Raw genomic sequence first — 18,220 nt, 5'->3', positions numbered from 1 at the left:
TATATAACTGGATAATTATATATTTTTTAAGAGCACTCTTAGCAAAGGGTGCTCTTTTTCATCATAAATATTTACTTAGCATCTTTTTAAAGTGATTTTTATCATAATTTACATATTGTGTAGCTGTATTTCGTATGGGATCTCCCGCGTAAAATCTTTCGTATAATTCGTGTCTTGATCCTAATGGGCTTCCAATAATATCCCAGGCTAACTTAAATAATTTTGTGCGTTGTTCGGCATCTATATTTGTTCCTTTAAAGTGCTTTTTTAATAAATCAGCTATTGGACTCTGGAAATCAATCGAGCTTGAAGGAAGTTGAATGAAGCCACCTGCTCCAATTAATTGTAAAATTTCTATTGCACGGGGATAGTATTTAGAACCAAGATTCCTTGCAGTCTCGATATATTTAAAGTTTGGTAAATAAGTTTTTGTTTCATTTGTAGTACCTTCAACTTCTGCAGCAATTAAAAGTGCGCGAATTGTTTCGATTTGCATAATTAATTCTCCAAGTTTTTCTTGAATATGCAAATAAGTGTGGGCTCCAATTGCTTCAGCAATTTCAAAAGCAATCGCAGTTATAAATTCTAGCTTTATTAGTAATCGTACTATAGCTTGATGATAAGCTAAACTACTAGAAGCTGTATCTGATTTTATAGCCCAAATTGCTTCTGGATTGTTATAAAGTAAAACACGTTCCCAAGGGACAAATACATTATCGAAGATTAATAGTGCATCCATTTCATCATACTGTGAGCTAATAGGGGAATCAACTGTGCTTGAAGTTGTATTCGCATATGGTTCTCTACAAACCATATGTAATCCTGGAGAATTGGCTGCCACGATAAGAAAGTGAGCTAAATCTTTTTGAGCGTCAGTCAGTTTTGTTAATGGGTAGATTAATAAATCATTTGAATAAGGAGAAGCAGTTCCTATCATTTTCGCACCACTTAAATAAATTCCATCAGAAGTTTCCTTTGTAACTCTTAGCAACCCTAAGTCATTTGCATTTAACATTGATTCTGTTGAGCGATTTATTTGTGGATCACGTTGGACTACACTTAAAAACAAGTGATTATCCCTAGCTTTTTCGTAATAAGATGCGATTTTATTTGGAAACTGTGCATCGAACTTTTTATAAAAATCTCTTGATACGTACCAGCCAGTAAGTCTCGATCTTGCGTAATCAGATAGTCTACTCATTACACCGTCTGTAGCATAACTCCATGTTTCAAATGCAGTTCTTCTCATTAATAATTCATTATAGGAATTGGGAACTAAAAATGATTTATGAACAAAGTCTTTCGTTTTTGGGCTCACATATCCAATAGAATCTCTCTGTTTGGGATCATCAAATAACGAAAATAAATTAGAAATGGTACATAGTGTCCCCGCAAAATTGTTGTCTGTAGTTACATCTACTTTTTTTCCATAGAGCCAAACATTTCGACCATCTTGTAAGCTCTTTATATAGTGATCCTTTAAATTTTGCATATTTCCTCCTTTTAAAGACTACTCATATATTTGTACATCTTTTAATGGTGGTGAATATACGTGGAATGTTATTGCTGTTGAATCTGTACCATTATACATTTTATGCACAGTATCTTTTTTTACGGTGAAAATATTTCCCTCTGTAAACTCTTCAATCCGTTCGCTATTTTTTTCGTACGTAATATTTTGTAGCGTACCATTGACTATTAATATACATCCTATAGATATTCCATGATCATGAATAAGAGTCTTTGCTTTGCTAGGGAAATTTAATACTAAAATCTCCACAAATTCAGACTTATAGATAACATTTCTTCCGTATTCAAGGTTAAGTGGTGAAGTAATAAAAGGAGATATTTTATGAAGTGTAATATTTAATGATTGAATAGCGGATATTAGATTTGCCGTATCGTAGTCAAATAAGTTATGAAACGCTTTTTTTATGTTATGAATCAATTGCATGTAAAACTTCCTCCTAAGCATGTACATTAAAAGAAAAAGTATATAGAGCGTAGTGAATTACATAATATTGTATTGAAACATTTAAAAAAAGTGACTTCTTTTACTTAGGAAAATCATTTGATTTGAAAATTATGGTAATTAATTCCATTAACATGATATGCTTGAACTATATACTTTTTTATTGGAAAGGTGATGAAATGAATGGCAGTTCTTTTAGTGGAAAATCTATATCAAATGTCTATTGTTTTACTAATCTTATGTTCATTTTGTTTTTATAGATATTTAAAGAAAATAAAAAGGGAAAGAAAACTTACAGGTTTTGAAATTACGATGTATATCGTGACGCAACTTGCGTATTTCATTTGGGCGGCAACAACTTTTTTGAAAATGTTATCAGAATAGTAATCGTAATGTATGGTTAATTGTTTTATTAAATGCTGGGCAGAAATGTACAATAAATAAAGGCAAAGGACAAGGATAGGCTTATCTATTAGGTAAATAAATATAGTCGTTATCTAAATCGATTACAATATCACTTATAACGTCTTTACAAAAAGAGCGGGGAATACGTTCATAATTATGTCAAACACAAAACAGATCGATAAATGACCAGGTACAACGAGTTGTGTAAACAAAGAAGAGGTTTTGCTTTTCCAATATGTACAAATAGTATATATAGTATATTATCTTTCTTAATGTACATATTAAGTAAAATGTTTCATATCATGTACATAAAAGGCGGGGTAATATGGATGAAAAAAAGAAAAATGAAGAATTGATTAAATTTAAGAAACAATGGTTTAATGAAGATAATCAACCAGTAGCTGGAATAGAGTTAGCTTTACCGCCTGATATAGGCAGCATGTTAGACTCCAAATCAGTTGATGATGAAAGTGTAGAAAGTAATAATGAATAAGTTTAATCTATATGCATCCATTCGGGTGCTTTTTATTTTTTTGACAATGGAAGATGGATTATCAAATCCTTATTGAAAAAAGGTTGATTAAAATAGGTTCTTTTTCAGTATATGTAAGTTTGATTTTTACAAAAAAGTTTAATTAAAATACATTTAGAATGCTATATGAAATGGGAATGCTAGTAACATTCACCATTAAAGGGTTGGGCTATTATGAATATGATTTTTGAAAGCATTATTTTAATTTTAACTGGAATTATTGCATTAAAAATGACAGGTAGTAAATCTGTTAGCCAAATGACAAGAGCTGAAATCATTATAGTAGTATCAATTGCACGTATTATTGTAGAACCGGTATTAAGTAGGAAAGTAGTCCCATCTATATTTGCAGCTGCAATATTTGCGTGCGTACTTCTTATCATTCATTTCTTTGAATTGAAATCAAAGAAGATGGAACAATTCCTAAATGGCAGTAGCATTATAATAGTAGAAAATGGAGAGATTGTAAAAGAGAATTTGATGAAGGCGAAAATGTCGGAACAACAACTATATATGCAACTAAGAGAAAAAGGGATTCATGATTTAAAAAGTTTACAGCAAGTTACAGCTGAACCAAATGGGCGGATTGGTTACCAATTAATAGAGAAAGCTCAGCCAATCACTTTAGAAGTGTTAGAAAAAGTAATAGATCAGTACAATATAAAAAGATAATTTCTTATGTGAAATGCCAATATACAATTGAAGTATTGGCATTTTTTATTTTTCTAAATGTAAAAGTTAATATTTAGAATAGATATTCAGCCAATCTTTAAATTAGATATAGGCTTATTAATATGATATATTCAATGGACCTATAGTGCATGTGGTGAAAAAAGCAGCGTTAAAATGAATAGGTCTTTCATGTGATATTAAACATGAGATAAAAATAAGGAGATAGAAATATAATGGAATTTTGGGAATCAAGTTTTATTGAGAAACAAACGATGTGGGGGTTTGAACCTACAGAATCTGCAATTTTGACAAAAGATTTTTTTCTAGAAAAGAATGTTAAGGATATATTAATTCCGGGTATTGGATATGGCAGAAACGCAAAGGTGTTTATCGATAATGATATAAATGTAACAGGGATTGAAATTTCAAAAACAGCTATTGATTTAGCGAAACAAAACGGATTAGAAGATATTAGTATATATCACGGCTCGGTAAACGAAATGCCTTTTGATAATAAATCTTATGATGGGATATTTAGTCATGCTCTTCTTCATTTGTTAAGTGAGCAGGAAAGAGTGAAATTTATTAAAGATTGTTATAATCAGTTAAAACCTGGTGGATATATGGTTTTTACAACTGTTTCTAAAGAAGCTCCAATGTACGGAAAAGGAAAACAGTTGGAGCAAGACTATTATGAGATAATGGAAGGCGTAAAAATGTTCTTCTATGATTCTGAATCTATAAAACAAGGTTTTGAAAAATATGGATTAGTACAAGTTTCGGAAATTGATGAACCAAATAAAAACATGGCAAATAAACCTGCAATTAATTTCTTAATGATAAAATGTAGAAAAGACCTGTGAAAAATTAGTATATATTAATTGTATATTCTGCATAAATAATAAAGGCAAACATACTAGGAATTATAAATGAACTAGAAGTCTGAATAAAGATAAATCTAGAGAAACAAGATTAGATAGCGCTTAAAATACGGGGAAATACAGTGATAAAATTAGAAACAAAATGTGTTTAATATTTTTTGTGGAGTTTTAATGTCAGAAAAAGAAGAAGAGGAGAAAATATGATTTTAGGGATTTCATATTTTGATATTTTTTGTATTATAAGTATTGTCTTGTTTTTTTTCGCTTTCTGGAGATTGAATGCTTGGTATAATAAGAAACATAATGTCCCTAAAGTTTTTCAATGGTTTCCTAGAAGGTGGGGGAAAAGAAAAGTTTCAGAGCATTTATCTCAACTAAATAAAAAGTTAAAAGCTGAAGGGAAAGGGATTTGGGTTACAATCTATGCTATAGATTTGTATATCGTAACTATTCCTTGTACAGTAAAAAAATATAAATCTTAATACATATATGTTTATAGAAGCGACTGTTTCTTTTAAAAGATACGATCGCTTCTATAAATTTGTCAATGTAATGCAATTAAGTGATGTATCGTTATCTCAAAGTATCGCTTTAAATACTTTTAATGAGTTTTATCCCCTCAACAAAGAAAAGTACTAAGTGTACAGTGTTCATTACAAACCATAACATGAGCTTTGAGTTCTTCACAGTTTTCAACTGATTTGATTTTGTATTAGACAATTCTATCTTTAAAGACATTAATATAATAGTATTAGACATAAAACCTAATAATATAAATCCGAATAAAGGTAAGTTTGTAATAGCGCCTATTATCATAATTCCTATGTATATTATAGTTAGCTTCTTAATATACTGTGTATCTTCTTTTAATTTATCTATATTTTTGGTTTTGAACCAGTTTCTTACTATTCTTACAAAAACAATAATTTGAAATACTAGGACAATTATACTTACAAAGAGAAGGAACAAAGTTCTTAAATTATTTTCCATTAAACCATTCATTTCATATGTACCCCTTTTATTTATGTTTATAGTATGAAAATGTAATTTTCATAGAACCTGCATGTGATTAGTAACGGTACTAGTTCTCTATTTTCATGTTACTCTATCCTTGTTAATTATGGAAAAGGACAAATCTAAGCATTTAACTGTTAGAATGGTATACCCTTTATATATTTTAGGTTAATTTTGATTGTTTGCATATAATTTTATATTTTAAAAATAGTTTTGGCTTATCTTTTTTAGGCTATTTGCAATGAGTTGAATAACCTTTATTCTAAAACAGTAATTAATAAAATTATTTAGTGTTAATATAAATTCTTAGATATTGATTATGCACAAATAAAAAGGACAAGCATATAATAGAAATACCTATTAACTTTAAGTAACCGTAACTTTCGTTAATAGGGTATCTCAAAATCCCCAAAAGAGCACTTGCGGAAACAAGTGCTCTTTTATTTTTTGTTTATTTAAGATGAATAAATTTCTTTAAACCCGTATGGGATTTTAAGCCATTATTTTATATAAAGTGGTAAAATAAATAGGGGAAATGTTTAAGGGGGCGGGAGATTTGAAACTAAAAGAGCTGGCGAATTTGTTATTGATTAAAGAAACTATTGGCAATATGGATGTAGAAATTACAGGGTTAGAAATGGATTCTAGAAAGATAACTGATGGAGATCTATTTATATGTGTATCAGGTATCGATGGTTTTCTTGAAGATCGACATCAATTTGTTGAAGATGCAGTGAAAAATGGTGCTGTAGCACTAATTGTAGAAAGAGATGTAAATATTGAGATACCTAAAATAATTGTTAAAGATGCTAGGTATGCTATGGCAGTTATTGCGTCACATTTCTATGGTTATCCATCTAATAAAATGAAGTTAATTGGAATTACAGGGACAAATGGGAAAACAACTACTTCCTATTTACTTGAAAAAATTTTAAGTGATTATGGATATCACACGGGGCTCATGGGGAATAACGGAGTGAAGGTTGGTTCAAAATGGTACCCTACTGATATTAATACGCAAGAACCTCCAACACTTCAACGGAATTTGCAAATGATGAAAAATCAAAATGCAGATTATTGTGTTATGGAAGTTACGTCACAAGGTTTACATATGGAAAGAGTGAAAGGATGTAACTTTAAAATAGCTGTTTTTACAAATTTAACGCAAGATCATTTGGATTATCATGGAACATTTCATGAATATAAGCATGTAAAAAGTCTTCTTTTTGCGAGATTAGGAAATGATTTATCTACTATAGATAAAAAAATAGCTGTTTTGAATGCAGATGATCCGTCGGTAGAATACTTTAAAAAAATTACTTCAGCCGAGGTTATCACATATGGAATACATAATGGAGCAGATGTTCAAGCGAAGAACATAACTTTAAGCCCAAAAGGAATTCGTTTTTTAGTTTCGTCCTTTAATGGAGAAATAGAGGTTAACCTTAATCTTGTAGGTCGTTTTAATGTTTATAATGCATTAGCAGCAATAACAGTTGCAATGGTTGAAGGTATTCCGCTTACAAACATTTGTGATAGCTTATCTAACTTAAATAGTATTGAAGGTAGAATGGAAATTATAGATGAAAATCAAGATTTTCTTGTAATAGTGGACTATGCTCATACACCGGATGCGTTAGAAAATGTTCTCTCTACAATTAGCGAGTTTGCAAAAGGTAAAGTTATTACTGTTTTCGGTTGTGGTGGGGATAGAGACGCAAAAAAACGATCTATAATGGGTGGAATTGCTGGAAGTTATAGCGATTTTGTTTTTATTACTTCTGACAATCCACGTTCGGAAGATCCGCAGGCAATAATGAAAGATATTGAAAAAGGATTTTTGCAAAATAATAATTTGAATTATAAAGTAGAAGTAGATCGTGAACTTGCAATAAATCACGCAATAAACATGGCATCTTCTAATGATATTGTTTTGATTGCAGGGAAAGGGCATGAAACGTATCAAATTTTAAAAGATTCAACTATTCATTTTGATGATAAAGAAAAAGCTCGACAAGCAATTATTAATAAATGAATGAATTCAATTACTAGCTGAATAGTATTTCTAATAAAAATAATGTTTTAGATGAAGTAATAACGAAGCAATTTTTTGAAGAATTTATAATTGAAAGGTAAGGGTGTTTCTCTGAATATATGAGGGAAAAACCTTACCTTTTATAGTTTTATTTCTGAACAACAAACGTAATAGCATTTGTTTTTAATTGAATATGCCTTTCATCGCGAACAATATTATAAACTAATTCTTTTATTTCAACTTTAATTTCTTTCCATTCCTTATAAATAGTTTTTAATAGATGTATCATATCTTCAGTAGGAAAGTTAATTTCAATTAAAGCATCTAATTCTTCATTTGTATGTAAGTCAATTTCTTGTATGTTCGAATTAATAATTAAACAATTCATACCGTCGCTTTTTGTACCTTCTTTCATAGAATGGAGCACGTTTTTTAAATCTTCTTCTGATTGAACATGCTCTAAACTGGATACTGCAACGATATAATCATAAGTATTAGGTTGGATATAGTAGTTTTCGATTGCTGCTTGTTCTATTTTAATATTATTAATTACACCATATTCTTTACTATAAGTTTGTAATTTTGTTAAAGCAGAATCAAGTAAATCCACACATGTAACAGTACCACTCGCATTTTGAATCTTTTGGGCAATGGGAATACTATTTCTTCCAACGCCAGAGCCGAGATCAAGTACTTGCAAGTTGTTTTGTCCTTCAAAGTAATCCATTAAATCCATAACTGTTTTAACCGGCTTGTACAGCCAAGAACCAGTTTCAAATAGTTTATATTGTTCATAGCAAAGGTCATGATATTTCTTTTCTTCTTGTCTTATGTAATTGAGACGATTCATATTGTTTCAGCTCCAATATTTTTATTGTAAAATTTATATGTAGGACAACCGTCTGCTGGATCGCATTTTCCATCGTTAAAACGATTATCAAATAAATGTGGTTCAGGGTCAAAAATATGTGTCAGTTTTTCTGTTTTTATATTAATAGAATAAAAGCCATTTTCCATAGCTAGGAGTAGTACGTCATCTAATGGAACAACACAGCCAATTTGTTGATCGAGAGCAATTACTCGGTTTGTATTAGCGGTAGGACTAAATATGCATAATTGTTTCTCCACAATATCAACCCAGTATAAAAGTTGCTTTTTTTCATCCCAACATGGTCCTTCGGCTAAAATTGCTTTCGCATCTACAACTAATTCTATATTACTGTCCAAGATGTTCACCTCGCTTTATAAGATATTTATATAATTCGATAAGAATGAAGATAAACCTTTTAGTCAGAGGATATTAAGATTTGTACTATAGAAATTTGCTTTTCTTAAGTGATTAAAAAAATGTATATACCTGGAGAGGAAAATGCATATGATGTTTTATGAAATTGTTTGTTTTTCTTGTAAAAATATATTTCGTGTTTATGAAGGCAGTGAAAAATATAAGCGATTTAAAGAGAAACCAAAAGGGGTATATTGTTGTGATGAGTGTAGTCATAAAATTCAATTAGAGGCGATAAAGAATTTTTTTAGATAAGTATACGTTTTTGATTCGGAAAAGTTTGACAATAAAACTTTTTTAAATTATCATATGAAAAAACTAATATGTAAAATGGCATGGAAGAGAAGAGTAGTTAAGAAAGAATACGTACAGAGAGCTCTGGTAGCTGAGAAAGAGCAGTATACATCTTAATGAAAAAAGACTTGGAGCTGCGCAAGGAACTAATTTATTTAGGGATGGTGCGACGGGATCTCCCGTTATAGAGATAGGGTATAAGCATATTTTGCCGTACCTGAAGAGGTTAATATGGCGACATATTAACAAACTGAGGTGGTACCACGAAGCTAATAACTCTCGTCCTCAAGATGAATAATCTTGGGGGTGGGAGTTTTTTTAGTGCAAAAAAATGAAAATGTGAGAACAAAAATATAATTGAGGTGAGTAGTATATGCATTGGGCGTATGAAGTAGCACACGAATTAATCAGAAAACATCCAAACAGAGAAACTTTTGTTTGCGCATCTGGAATTAGTCCATCAGGTTCTGTTCATATTGGGAACTTTCGTGAAATCGTAACGACTTATTTTGTTGTAAGGGCGCTTCAAGATTTAGGGAAAAAGACTCGTTTTATATTTTCATGGGATGATTACGACAGATTTAGAAAAGTCCCTAAAAATGTTGATTCATCTTTTGTAAAGTATATTGGTATGTCATACTGTGATATACCAGATCCGTATGGATGTCATAATTCATATGCCGAGCATTTTGAAAAAGAGTTTGAGGAATCGCTTCAAGTATTTGGGATTGAAGTGGAATTCATATATCAACATGCTGAATATAGAAGTGGAAGATATAACAAAAACATATTGGAGGCTTTATATAAAAGAAAAGAAATATATGATATTTTAATGAGTTTTAAAACGGGAGAGTGTAGTGAAGAAGAGCGAGAGGGCTTTTATCCGGTTACATTATATTGTGAGAAATGCGGGAAAGATGCGACAACGATTACACATTTTGATGAAGTATTAAAAACAGTTCGGTATGAATGTGAATGCGGAAATCAAACTGAATTATCGGTATTAAATACAAATGAAATGAAACTGAATTGGAAAATCGATTGGCCGATGAGATGGATGATAGAGGATGTTGTTTTTGAGCCGGGCGGAAGAGATCATTCATCAGAAACGGGTAGTTATAATGTATCAAAAGAAATTGCGAGAAAAATATTCAATCGTGAAGCGCCTTATTACATTGCTTACGATTTTATTGGAATTAAAGGGCATCATGAAAAAATGTCTAGTTCCTCAGGGAATAGTATTACACCTAGCGAGTTGCTAAAAGTGTATTTGCCCGAAGTGATTCTATTTATGTTTGCAAAATATAGGCCAGACGCAGCGTTTCATATCGGTCTTGATGAAGATGTAATTCGCAATTATACAGAATATGAACGATTGAAAGATAGTTATGAGAATAAAACGCTCAAAAATGAAGATTTATTTGATGCAATTAAGCTTTCTAGAGTAGATAGCGGATTTAAAGAATATCCGAAATTTAATCAAGTAGCAGGAACGTTGCCGTTATTAAATTTTGACTCACTTATTTTACAGGAGATATTAGAGAAAATAGATAGGAGCTATGCGTTAGATGAAATGAGAGCGATAAGTAATCGTGCAGAGCATTGGATAAGAAACTTTCAACCTGAAAAATTAATGGCGGTAAATCAGGAGAAAAATACAGAGTTTTATAACACATTAGAGGAAAGGCAAAAAAAATGGCTAGTAGAAGTTTGTAAAATACTGCGTTCAAATAAAGATTATTCAAACATAATGGAGCAATTTTATTCGATTTGTCATCATGAAAATAAAAAAATAATGAAAGAAAATCAAAAACAATTATTCACTATTATATATAAACTCATTATGAATCAATCAAATGGTCCTCGTATACCATTATTAATACATGTGGTAGGTATAGAAAAAACCATTGCATTATTAGAGTGCTAAAACAAAGTTAAAAGTAACGCAAATACCCACAGTTCTAAGTACTTGCGTTGCAAATTTTACTACCGTGAATACAATTTCGGACATTCGTCGCCACTAGGTTCATAAAAACAATGACTTTTAAACTGTCCTACAAACGGCTGGTTATACCATTGGGGCGGACAAGCTCCAACTGGACGGAAATACCAAAGAGCCCATCTTGCTGGCCAGCGCCACTCACCTTGTAAAACTTTTCGTGCGATTTCTTTTTCTGATTCACGAGCACGTTGATAAAAATATCCGTATTGTACAGCTTCAAATCCACCTGGGCTTTGATACACTGCATCACGTACGGTACGGAGTTGTTTAAAGTCTAAACAATCACAAAATACACGATTTACTACTACGCAGCCAACAAGTTGTTCACCTTGTCGACCTTCGCCTTCAGCTTCAGCACGCATTAAACGAGCTAGTAAATCAACATCGCTTTCGTTATATGGAATAAGGGGCATAGTGATACCACCTTTCTTTACCTGTTATAGTAAAGAGTGTATGTATGAAAATAAGCTAGGTGCTTTTCTATATGTAAATTTATTAATTTTTAACAGGAGCTTTTACGAAGAAAGCTAATTAGTAATTGTAGGTCAATATAAAAGGGGAGAGATAAAATGTTTCGAATTCAGAAAGAACATATCATTTACGCAATGTCACCCGAAAATAAACCATGTATGGAAGTGGAAATTGGGAGTCGCCTTATATTTGAAACATATGATTGCTTTGAAAATCAAATTGATTCTGAAGATGTTGTGTTCCAAGAATTAGATTGGAACCGGATTAATCCAGCGACTGGTCCAGTATATATTAATGGTGCAGAACCTGGTGACATATTAGTTGTAACGATTGAAAAGATAAAAATTGAAGAGCAAGGTGTTTTAACTACAGGTACGAATCTTGGTGTAATGGGTGAAGAGCTACATGAAAATACAGTGAAAATTGTCCCAATACATAATAAACATGTATTGTTTTCGAATGAACTACAAATCCCAATTAATCCAATGATCGGTGTAATTGGTACTGCACCGAAAGAAGAGAGTATTTCATGTGGCACACCGCATGATCACGGCGGAAATATGGACTGTAAAGAGATAAAAGAAGGGACAACATTATTATTACCTGTAAATGTTACTGGTGCTCTATTAGCATTAGGTGATTTACACGCAGCGATGGGCGATGGTGAAATTGGGGTTAGTGGAGTAGAAGTTGCTGGTGAGGTGACGGTAACAGTTCAGATTATAAAAGGAAAGAAATGGCCATTGCCAATGGCTATTCAAAAAGAAAAAGTAATGACGATTGCTTCAGAGAAATTGCTAGATGATGCAGCGAATCGAGCTGTACGTAATATGGTGACATTTTTACATGAAGAATTAGAAATGTCTAAAGCTGATGCCACGCTTTTATTATCAGCAGCCGGCGATTTAAAAGTTTGTCAAGTTGTGGACCCGCTTAAAACGGCACGAATGGAACTAAGTATGGACTATGTGGAGAAGCTAGGTTTTAATTTGAGTAAATTTCATATTAAGTAAGAATAATAGAAGAAGGGTGCTTTTGTATAAAAGTATCCTTTTTAAATTTACGGATTAAATAAAAAAAGGTATTATTTATATAATTGCATATAAGATTGTGGATCGAAAAAGGAGTAAACACATGGTTAAAATTATGATTGTAGAAGACGATATGAAAATTGCAGAACTATTATCAACACATGTTGCGAAATATGGGTATGAAGGAATTATTGTATCGGATTTTCATAATGTATTAAATATTTTTTTAGCAGAACAACCAGAGTTAGTTTTATTAGATATTAATTTACCGAGTTTTGATGGGTACTATTGGTGTCGTCAAATTCGCGGAGTTTCTACATGTCCGATATTATTTATTTCAGCTCGTGAAGGTACGATGGATCAAGTCATGGCGCTAGAAAACGGCGGCGATGATTTCATTTCAAAGCCATTCCATTACGAAGTTGTAATGGCTAAAATTCGAAGTCATTTAAGGCGTGCTTACGGAGATTATGCACCGAAAGTAGAAGAACGGATGGTTGAGCAACATGGTCTTTGTTTATATCCTGAAAGGCTTGTATTGAAGCTTAAGAATCAAGAAATTGATGTAACGAGAAATGAAGCTATTTTATTAGAAATGTTAATGAAAAATTATCCGCGTGTTGTGAGTAGAGAAGTGCTATTAAATAAATTATGGGATAGCGAATCCTATGTTGATGATAATACATTAAGTGTAAATACGACACGTGTTCGAAAAAAGTTAAAAACGTTACATATTGAGGATGCGATTGAAACGATTCGTAGTGTTGGATATAGATTGCATATTACTTGGGATACTGGTATGGAAAAATGATAAGATTGTTTATTCGTGATCATATACCTCTTATTTGTTTTACAGTCATCCAACTATTATCCATATTTCTCGTATATTGGTTTGATGGGCATAAGCATATCGCGACGGCATTGTATGCAATGTTTTTAGGTGCCTTTTTTATGGTAGGCTATTTAGTATTTCGTTACTTTACTCATCGTACTTTCTATGAACGATTAGCAAACCCGATGCAATCTTTAGATGAATCTGTTCAAAAATCTGATTTTGCAGCTATATCTGCTGCTCTTCAAGACTTGCTTGAGGTACAATATCGCCATTATCAAAATCAACTCCACATACAAGAGAGAAAAAATAATGATCATTTAACTTTTATGAATCAGTGGATTCATCAAATGAAAACACCTTTATCTGTAATAGAATTAATTACACAGGATGAAGTGGATCCACGTTTTGAAAGTATAAATGAGGAAACAGATAGGCTGAAAAAGGGGCTAGAGATGGCACTGTATGTCGCACGTTTAGAAGCATTTACACAAGATTTTTATGTGGAAAGAGTACAATTACATAAAATAGTGAATGATTCTGTGCATGAACATAAACGCTTCTTTATCCGGAATTTTGTATATCCAGAGCTTAAAATTGATAAGGACATTACAGTAGAAAGTGATGCGAAATGGTTACAATTTTTAATTGGACAAATACTATCAAATGCGATTAAATATTCATCTGGTAGTCGAGAGAAGATTAAAGTGAAAGCTTGTAAGGAAGGTAATAATGTTATACTTGAAATTGCTGATAACGGTGTAGGCATACCGAAGCAAGATTTGCCAAGAGTGTTTAAACCTTTCTTTACAGGAGAAAATGGTAGAGATTTTAAAGAATCAACTGGAATGGGGCTATATCTCGTATATGAAATTACGAAGCAATTAGGACATAGTGTAGAAATCCATTCAGAAGTTGGTAAAGGTACGGTTGTACGAATTAAATTTTATAATGTATAAATAAGTGATCTAGGCTAAAGAGCTTTGGAAATAAGTTTTTTAGTCTTTTTTTTAGCGGTTATATGAAATGGTAAAACGTCATATTAGTATGTATAATGATGCACTAATAAATACGATTGTTAAATTTGAAGGATTTAATAAAAAGCTGATAAATATTTTTGTAAGAAAAAAGCCACCCCTTTGAAAGAGATAGCTTCATGGATCCTATCCTATGTATAAGTATAATGTTCGAATACGTGATATGTTTTGTGGACTATAATACAATTAGTCTTTTGTTTTTTCATGATACAGTATTGTAATTAAGTAAACAAACTTAATAATTTATACCCAATTAATCCTAAAATAGTGATAGGAATCATCATTAAGAAAGAAGACACACGGTAAGCATTAGAGCGTTCTAATACAAGAATCAAGATGATTCCGACTATCACTTCCGTATATCCAACAGGTAACATGTGACTGTAATCTTCAAAGTTTAATAGAATGTGAATTCCGTCCGTTACAAAAACTCCACTTAAAAGTGCGCTTCCGAATTTATGAAGTGGATTTGTAGTATCTTTCCATAGAAAACCTGCAATTCCAAAGATTGTTCCTCCTATACATGCACATACAATCCATACAGATATAAAATAAATAGAGTGAGCTACATTTTTAATAACTATTGCATAACCATAATAGCCTAATACCATACCGAGTAGTGCAAGGATACCAGAAAGCATAGCTGTACGCTTAGAATAACTGAAGCTAGCCAGAAAAAAGGATGGAACTAACCAAACGCTTCCTAAGTTAGCTAATGAATGCCAATTTCCTGGAAGTATACCTTGACCTAATTTAGTTAGTATACCAACAAGTATCCCTACTATAATCGGGATGAGGAAAATCCTTAAAAACATATTTAACTTTGTAATTTTTAATGTCCTGTCCATAAATTCAATCCTTACATTAATATTTTTTGCAACTATATAATAGCTTATTGCAAGGGAATAATCAATAAAAATTTATCGAAAAACAATAAGTGATTATTGGATAACGAATAAGATTTTGTTTTTATATAAAATTTATTACTGGGGAAACCTAAAGGACGTATTACAATCAATGTAATTTGTGCTTATTCAACATGAAGTTAAGGAATGATAAATAAATCTAAAAGAAAGCAATCTTTTTAACAGCACATATAATTACATTTACTCATACAGTACTAGTATGGTACAATATGGTTACTAATGACGGAAAGGAATGATGGGTGGACGATGATTAACTAATCTTATTTTTAAATGTTGAAATTCAATACATTTCAATTTCTAAAAAATAGGATTAGTCTGCCCAATTTCCATACAACGGTATTGCTATTTATGTTGCGCAATAGCTTATTTGGGTATAAATATTTTAACGACTAATCCTGCCAAATTTATTTGGGAGGATTTTTTTTATTCTCCCTTAATGAAAGGGATCGGTATTTATGAAAGAAATTTTAAAATTAAATGATGTTTATGTTGAAATAAAAGAAAATATGTTGTTAGAGAAAATGAATGTGACAGTAAAACAAGGGGATGTTATCGGATTAATTGGTAAAAACGGTGCTGGTAAATCAACGTTACTTCAATTAATAAATGGGAAGATTGAACCTTCAAAAGGTACTGTTGAATGGCTGCAAATGAATATGACAACAGCATATGTTGAACAAGAAAAAGAATTTTTTGTTAGTAAGGATATAATTGCAAAAGAAGCAGAACTTCTTGCGAAATGGGGCGTACCAACGAATGATTTTCTTACTTTAAGTGGTGGTGAAAAGCTAAAAGTTCGATTAGCAAAAGGATTTGCTAAAAATCCTAATGTCTTAATATTAGACGAACCGACAAATCATCTAGATGAGATGAGTACGGAATTTCTTATTAAACAAATAAAAAATATGAAAGGTACAGTTATCGTCGTATCGCATGATCGATATTTTTTAGATGTTGTCGCGACTAGAATATGGTCAATTGAGGATAAGAAATTAATTGATCATAGCGGGAATTATACGAGTTATATGAAAGCACGTGAGCATAAAAGAATGACGCAGCAGCGTGAATATGAAAAACAACAAAAGAAGATAGAACAAGTAGAAACTCATATAAAAGAATTAAGCTCATGGTCACAAAAGGCACATGCGCAGTCCACAAAACAAGAAGGTGTGAAAGAGTTTTATCGTGTAAAGGCGAAGCGAATGGATGCGCAAGTAAAATCGAAACGAAAACGTCTTGAAAAAGAGCTTGAGAAAACGAAAGTTGAACGTGTGAAAGAAGATTATTCGGTTGAATTTTCTATTCAAGCGAATAAAAAAGTAGGGAAACGTTTTTTAGAAGTAAAACAATTACGGAAAGAATTTAATAATCGGATATTATTTGAAAACGTTAATTTTACAATTCAGCACGGTGAGAAGATTGCGATTGTTGGCCCAAACGGTAGCGGGAAAACAACATTACTAAAGATGATTATGGGAGCGGAAACTGCTGAAGGAGAAGTATGGATTTCACCATCAGTAAACATCGGTTATTTAACACAAGAAGTATTTGATTTACCACTTGATAAAACACCAGAAGATTTATTTTATAAAGAGACATTTGAAGAAAGAGGAAAAGTCCAAAATTTAATGAAACATTTAGGGTTTGAATCTTCCCAATGGAAAGAGCCGATTCGATATATGAGTATGGGTGAACGAGTGAAATGTAAGCTAATGGCTTATATTTTAGATGAAAAAGATGTACTTATTTTAGATGAACCGACGAATCACCTTGATCTTCCTTCACGTGAACAGCTTGAAAATACTTTAGCTGAGTATAATGGAACGCTTGTTATCGTTTCTCACGATCGATATTTCCTGGAGAAAACAACTAATACAAAACTTGTGTTTGTAAACAATACAATACAAAAGCAGCTTGAAGAACCTACGAAAACAAGAGATGAAATTGAAGAGCTACGTTTAACATTAGAAACAGAGAGACAAGAAGTATTAGGTAAATTAAGCTTTTTAACTTCTAAAGACAAAGAATATAAAGAACTGGATGAACGGTTTATGGAACTTACGAAGCAGATTAAGGAGCTTTAATGTAAGTAAGGGTGATTAACATGGGAAAAGGGAGTTTGCCTAAGTTATTTAGAATAGATTGTGGAGATATTTACCTGCAAGAGTTTACGATTACAGATGCAGAGAGTATTTATAACATATCCAATCAACCGGAAATAGAAAAGTTTTTGCCAGACTGGAAATCAACAAAAGAACAACGAGTTAATTGGGTTACAAATTATGAAATACCAGAAAATAAAGCGTTTCTTCATGCAGTGAGAACTACGACTAACATAGATAATCACATATTAAAACTAGGAATATTTAAGAAAACCACAAATGAATTTATTGGATGGTGCTGCACAGGTATGAAAGATGAACTCCCTGCACCGAACAGAGAAATTATGTATGCAGTTTCAAGTGAATATCATAACAATGGTTATGCAACGAAAGCAACGAAAGGACTGATTAACTATTTGTTTGAAAAAACGAATGTAGATCTCCTTAACGCAATTGCTTTAATTAACAATGTAGCATCAAATAAAGTTATTGAAAAATGTAGATTTACTTATTTGGGTCAACAGACGATAGAAAATCAAATTTATAACCATTATATATTGAGTAAATCCGAATGGATAAAAAATAGTGCTCTGTAAAAGGAATTGAAACAAAATTATAAAAAAGAGGTTGTCCCAAAAGTAGCTGAATAGCTACTTTTGGGCAACCTCTTTCTTTACAGAAAATATAAAAAAGAATCGTCCATCTTTGATATAATTAAGTCACCACAAC

19 protein-coding genes, 1 pseudogene and 1 other annotated feature are annotated in these 18,220 nt (G+C 31.7%); of the genes and pseudogenes, 13 read left to right on the top strand and 7 right to left on the bottom strand.

Features of this window, described 5'->3' with window-relative positions; all coding sequences use genetic code 11:
• Window positions 1-61: 61 nt before the first annotated feature.
• Window positions 62-1,492, bottom strand: coding sequence for a 4-hydroxyphenylacetate 3-hydroxylase family protein (locus ACTFSI_RS21240; RefSeq protein ID WP_138321959.1), 1,431 nt, complete (start codon window positions 1,490-1,492; stop codon window positions 62-64).
• Window positions 1,493-1,510: 18 nt separating this feature from the next.
• The gene (locus tag ACTFSI_RS21235) at window positions 1,511-1,954 is read right to left on the bottom strand and encodes a cysteine dioxygenase (protein WP_001176001.1); all 444 of its coding nucleotides are present in this window, start codon (window positions 1,952-1,954) and stop codon (window positions 1,511-1,513) included.
• A gap of 201 nt (window positions 1,955-2,155) precedes the next feature.
• Here ACTFSI_RS21235 and ACTFSI_RS21230 point away from each other — a divergent pair, with 201 nt between their 5' ends.
• From ACTFSI_RS21230 to ACTFSI_RS21210, 5 genes are all read left to right on the top strand, one after another.
• Window positions 2,156-2,356 carry a hypothetical protein gene (locus ACTFSI_RS21230; protein WP_000279697.1) on the top strand — a complete coding sequence of 67 codons (201 nt, stop codon included), beginning with the start codon at window positions 2,156-2,158 and terminating at the stop codon, window positions 2,354-2,356.
• Window positions 2,357-2,702: 346 nt separating this feature from the next.
• Window positions 2,703-2,870 (top strand): hypothetical protein, encoded by a 168-nt coding sequence (locus ACTFSI_RS21225; RefSeq protein WP_000343607.1) that lies wholly within the window; start codon window positions 2,703-2,705, stop codon window positions 2,868-2,870.
• 213 nt (window positions 2,871-3,083) lie between these two features.
• Window positions 3,084-3,581: a DUF421 domain-containing protein gene (locus tag ACTFSI_RS21220; RefSeq protein WP_001055961.1), complete on the top strand. Its 498-nt coding sequence runs from the start codon at window positions 3,084-3,086 to the stop codon at window positions 3,579-3,581.
• A 233-nt stretch (window positions 3,582-3,814) separates the two neighbouring features.
• Window positions 3,815-4,444 (top strand): class I SAM-dependent methyltransferase, encoded by a 630-nt coding sequence (locus ACTFSI_RS21215; RefSeq protein WP_138321957.1) that lies wholly within the window; start codon window positions 3,815-3,817, stop codon window positions 4,442-4,444.
• Between the two features lie 218 nt (window positions 4,445-4,662).
• Window positions 4,663-4,944: a hypothetical protein gene (locus ACTFSI_RS21210; protein WP_000600372.1), complete on the top strand. Its 282-nt coding sequence runs from the start codon at window positions 4,663-4,665 to the stop codon at window positions 4,942-4,944.
• 109 nt (window positions 4,945-5,053) lie between these two features.
• Here ACTFSI_RS21210 and ACTFSI_RS21205 read toward each other — a convergent pair whose 3' ends face one another.
• Window positions 5,054-5,464 (bottom strand): hypothetical protein, encoded by a 411-nt coding sequence (locus ACTFSI_RS21205; protein WP_044792396.1) that lies wholly within the window; start codon window positions 5,462-5,464, stop codon window positions 5,054-5,056.
• Window positions 5,465-6,032: 568 nt separating this feature from the next.
• On the opposite strand from ACTFSI_RS21205, the gene ACTFSI_RS21200 reads away from it, so the two are divergent.
• Window positions 6,033-7,511, top strand: coding sequence for a UDP-N-acetylmuramoyl-L-alanyl-D-glutamate--2,6-diaminopimelate ligase (locus tag ACTFSI_RS21200; protein ID WP_138321956.1), 1,479 nt, complete (start codon window positions 6,033-6,035; stop codon window positions 7,509-7,511).
• Between the two features lie 148 nt (window positions 7,512-7,659).
• Here the strand turns inward: ACTFSI_RS21200 and ACTFSI_RS21195 are convergent, their stop codons facing one another.
• Window positions 7,660-8,361: a class I SAM-dependent methyltransferase gene (locus ACTFSI_RS21195; protein ID WP_001081006.1), complete on the bottom strand. Its 702-nt coding sequence runs from the start codon at window positions 8,359-8,361 to the stop codon at window positions 7,660-7,662.
• A gap of 53 nt (window positions 8,362-8,414) precedes the next feature.
• Window positions 8,415-8,738 (bottom strand): annotated as a pseudogene (locus tag ACTFSI_RS21190) (SMP-30/gluconolactonase/LRE family protein); the annotation flags it as partial.
• Between the two features lie 142 nt (window positions 8,739-8,880).
• Here ACTFSI_RS21190 and ACTFSI_RS21185 point away from each other — a divergent pair.
• Complete coding sequence (locus ACTFSI_RS21185) at window positions 8,881-9,051, top strand: DUF2197 domain-containing protein (RefSeq protein ID WP_000551046.1); 171 nt, start codon at window positions 8,881-8,883, stop codon at window positions 9,049-9,051.
• A gap of 72 nt (window positions 9,052-9,123) precedes the next feature.
• Window positions 9,124-9,380 (top strand) — a binding site (T-box leader).
• Window positions 9,381-9,463: 83 nt separating this feature from the next.
• Complete coding sequence (lysS, locus tag ACTFSI_RS21180) at window positions 9,464-11,017, top strand: lysine--tRNA ligase (RefSeq protein WP_440045621.1); 1,554 nt, start codon at window positions 9,464-9,466, stop codon at window positions 11,015-11,017.
• Between the two features lie 59 nt (window positions 11,018-11,076).
• Here the strand turns inward: lysS and ACTFSI_RS21175 are convergent, their stop codons facing one another.
• A complete protein-coding gene (locus ACTFSI_RS21175) occupies window positions 11,077-11,505 on the bottom strand; it encodes a cell wall hydrolase (protein ID WP_001128420.1) in 429 nt (142 codons plus the stop codon).
• Window positions 11,506-11,661: 156 nt separating this feature from the next.
• Here ACTFSI_RS21175 and ACTFSI_RS21170 point away from each other — a divergent pair, with 156 nt between their 5' ends.
• The 3 genes from ACTFSI_RS21170 to ACTFSI_RS21160 all read left to right on the top strand — a co-directional run bounded on the left by ACTFSI_RS21170 (window position 11,662) and on the right by ACTFSI_RS21160 (window position 14,385).
• Window positions 11,662-12,576, top strand: coding sequence for an acetamidase/formamidase family protein (locus tag ACTFSI_RS21170; protein ID WP_138321954.1), 915 nt, complete (start codon window positions 11,662-11,664; stop codon window positions 12,574-12,576).
• A gap of 121 nt (window positions 12,577-12,697) precedes the next feature.
• Entirely contained in the window at window positions 12,698-13,405 is a 708-nt protein-coding gene (locus ACTFSI_RS21165) for a winged helix-turn-helix domain-containing protein (protein ID WP_440045620.1), read from the top strand.
• Window positions 13,402-14,385: a sensor histidine kinase gene (locus ACTFSI_RS21160; RefSeq protein ID WP_138321952.1), complete on the top strand. Its 984-nt coding sequence runs from the start codon at window positions 13,402-13,404 to the stop codon at window positions 14,383-14,385. Before ACTFSI_RS21165 ends, ACTFSI_RS21160 begins: the two co-directional genes overlap by 4 nt.
• Before the next feature lie 299 nt (window positions 14,386-14,684).
• Here ACTFSI_RS21160 and ACTFSI_RS21155 read toward each other — a convergent pair whose 3' ends face one another.
• Entirely contained in the window at window positions 14,685-15,311 is a 627-nt protein-coding gene (locus tag ACTFSI_RS21155) for a DUF6518 family protein (protein WP_138321951.1), read from the bottom strand.
• 533 nt (window positions 15,312-15,844) lie between these two features.
• Here ACTFSI_RS21155 and abc-f point away from each other — a divergent pair.
• Window positions 15,845-17,473 carry a ribosomal protection-like ABC-F family protein gene (abc-f, locus tag ACTFSI_RS21150; protein WP_138321950.1) on the top strand — a complete coding sequence of 543 codons (1,629 nt, stop codon included), beginning with the start codon at window positions 15,845-15,847 and terminating at the stop codon, window positions 17,471-17,473.
• 20 nt (window positions 17,474-17,493) lie between these two features.
• The gene (locus ACTFSI_RS21145; protein WP_138321949.1) at window positions 17,494-18,087 is read left to right on the top strand and encodes a GNAT family N-acetyltransferase; all 594 of its coding nucleotides are present in this window, start codon (window positions 17,494-17,496) and stop codon (window positions 18,085-18,087) included.
• Window positions 18,088-18,220: the final 133 nt, after the last annotated feature.

It is taken from the genome of Bacillus cereus group sp. MYBK101-2 (assembly GCF_051918845.1).
GTDB classification, from domain to species: Bacteria; Bacillota; Bacilli; order Bacillales; family Bacillaceae_G; genus Bacillus_A; species Bacillus_A paranthracis.
This window is presented reverse-complemented; position numbering and strand designations above follow the sequence as displayed.

Excerpts from the sequence above, each read along its gene's own strand:
- ACTFSI_RS21240 (WP_138321959.1), bottom strand. The coding sequence starts at position 1,492 with ATGCAAAATTTAAAGGATCACTATATAAAGAGCTTACAAGATGGTCGA.
- ACTFSI_RS21235 (WP_001176001.1), bottom strand. The coding sequence starts at position 1,954 with ATGCAATTGATTCATAACATAAAAAAAGCGTTTCATAACTTATTTGAC.
- ACTFSI_RS21230 (WP_000279697.1), top strand. The coding sequence starts at position 2,156 with ATGGCAGTTCTTTTAGTGGAAAATCTATATCAAATGTCTATTGTTTTA.
- ACTFSI_RS21225 (WP_000343607.1), top strand. The coding sequence starts at position 2,703 with ATGGATGAAAAAAAGAAAAATGAAGAATTGATTAAATTTAAGAAACAA.
- ACTFSI_RS21220 (WP_001055961.1), top strand. The coding sequence starts at position 3,084 with ATGAATATGATTTTTGAAAGCATTATTTTAATTTTAACTGGAATTATT.
- ACTFSI_RS21215 (WP_138321957.1), top strand. The coding sequence starts at position 3,815 with ATGGAATTTTGGGAATCAAGTTTTATTGAGAAACAAACGATGTGGGGG.
- ACTFSI_RS21210 (WP_000600372.1), top strand. The coding sequence starts at position 4,663 with ATGATTTTAGGGATTTCATATTTTGATATTTTTTGTATTATAAGTATT.
- ACTFSI_RS21205 (WP_044792396.1), bottom strand. The coding sequence starts at position 5,464 with ATGAATGGTTTAATGGAAAATAATTTAAGAACTTTGTTCCTTCTCTTT.
- ACTFSI_RS21195 (WP_001081006.1), bottom strand. The coding sequence starts at position 8,361 with ATGAATCGTCTCAATTACATAAGACAAGAAGAAAAGAAATATCATGAC.
- ACTFSI_RS21185 (WP_000551046.1), top strand. The coding sequence starts at position 8,881 with ATGCATATGATGTTTTATGAAATTGTTTGTTTTTCTTGTAAAAATATA.
- lysS (WP_440045621.1), top strand. The coding sequence starts at position 9,464 with ATGCATTGGGCGTATGAAGTAGCACACGAATTAATCAGAAAACATCCA.
- ACTFSI_RS21175 (WP_001128420.1), bottom strand. The coding sequence starts at position 11,505 with ATGCCCCTTATTCCATATAACGAAAGCGATGTTGATTTACTAGCTCGT.
- ACTFSI_RS21170 (WP_138321954.1), top strand. The coding sequence starts at position 11,662 with ATGTTTCGAATTCAGAAAGAACATATCATTTACGCAATGTCACCCGAA.
- ACTFSI_RS21165 (WP_440045620.1), top strand. The coding sequence starts at position 12,698 with ATGGTTAAAATTATGATTGTAGAAGACGATATGAAAATTGCAGAACTA.
- ACTFSI_RS21160 (WP_138321952.1), top strand. The coding sequence starts at position 13,402 with ATGATAAGATTGTTTATTCGTGATCATATACCTCTTATTTGTTTTACA.
- ACTFSI_RS21155 (WP_138321951.1), bottom strand. The coding sequence starts at position 15,311 with ATGGACAGGACATTAAAAATTACAAAGTTAAATATGTTTTTAAGGATT.
- abc-f (WP_138321950.1), top strand. The coding sequence starts at position 15,845 with ATGAAAGAAATTTTAAAATTAAATGATGTTTATGTTGAAATAAAAGAA.
- ACTFSI_RS21145 (WP_138321949.1), top strand. The coding sequence starts at position 17,494 with ATGGGAAAAGGGAGTTTGCCTAAGTTATTTAGAATAGATTGTGGAGAT.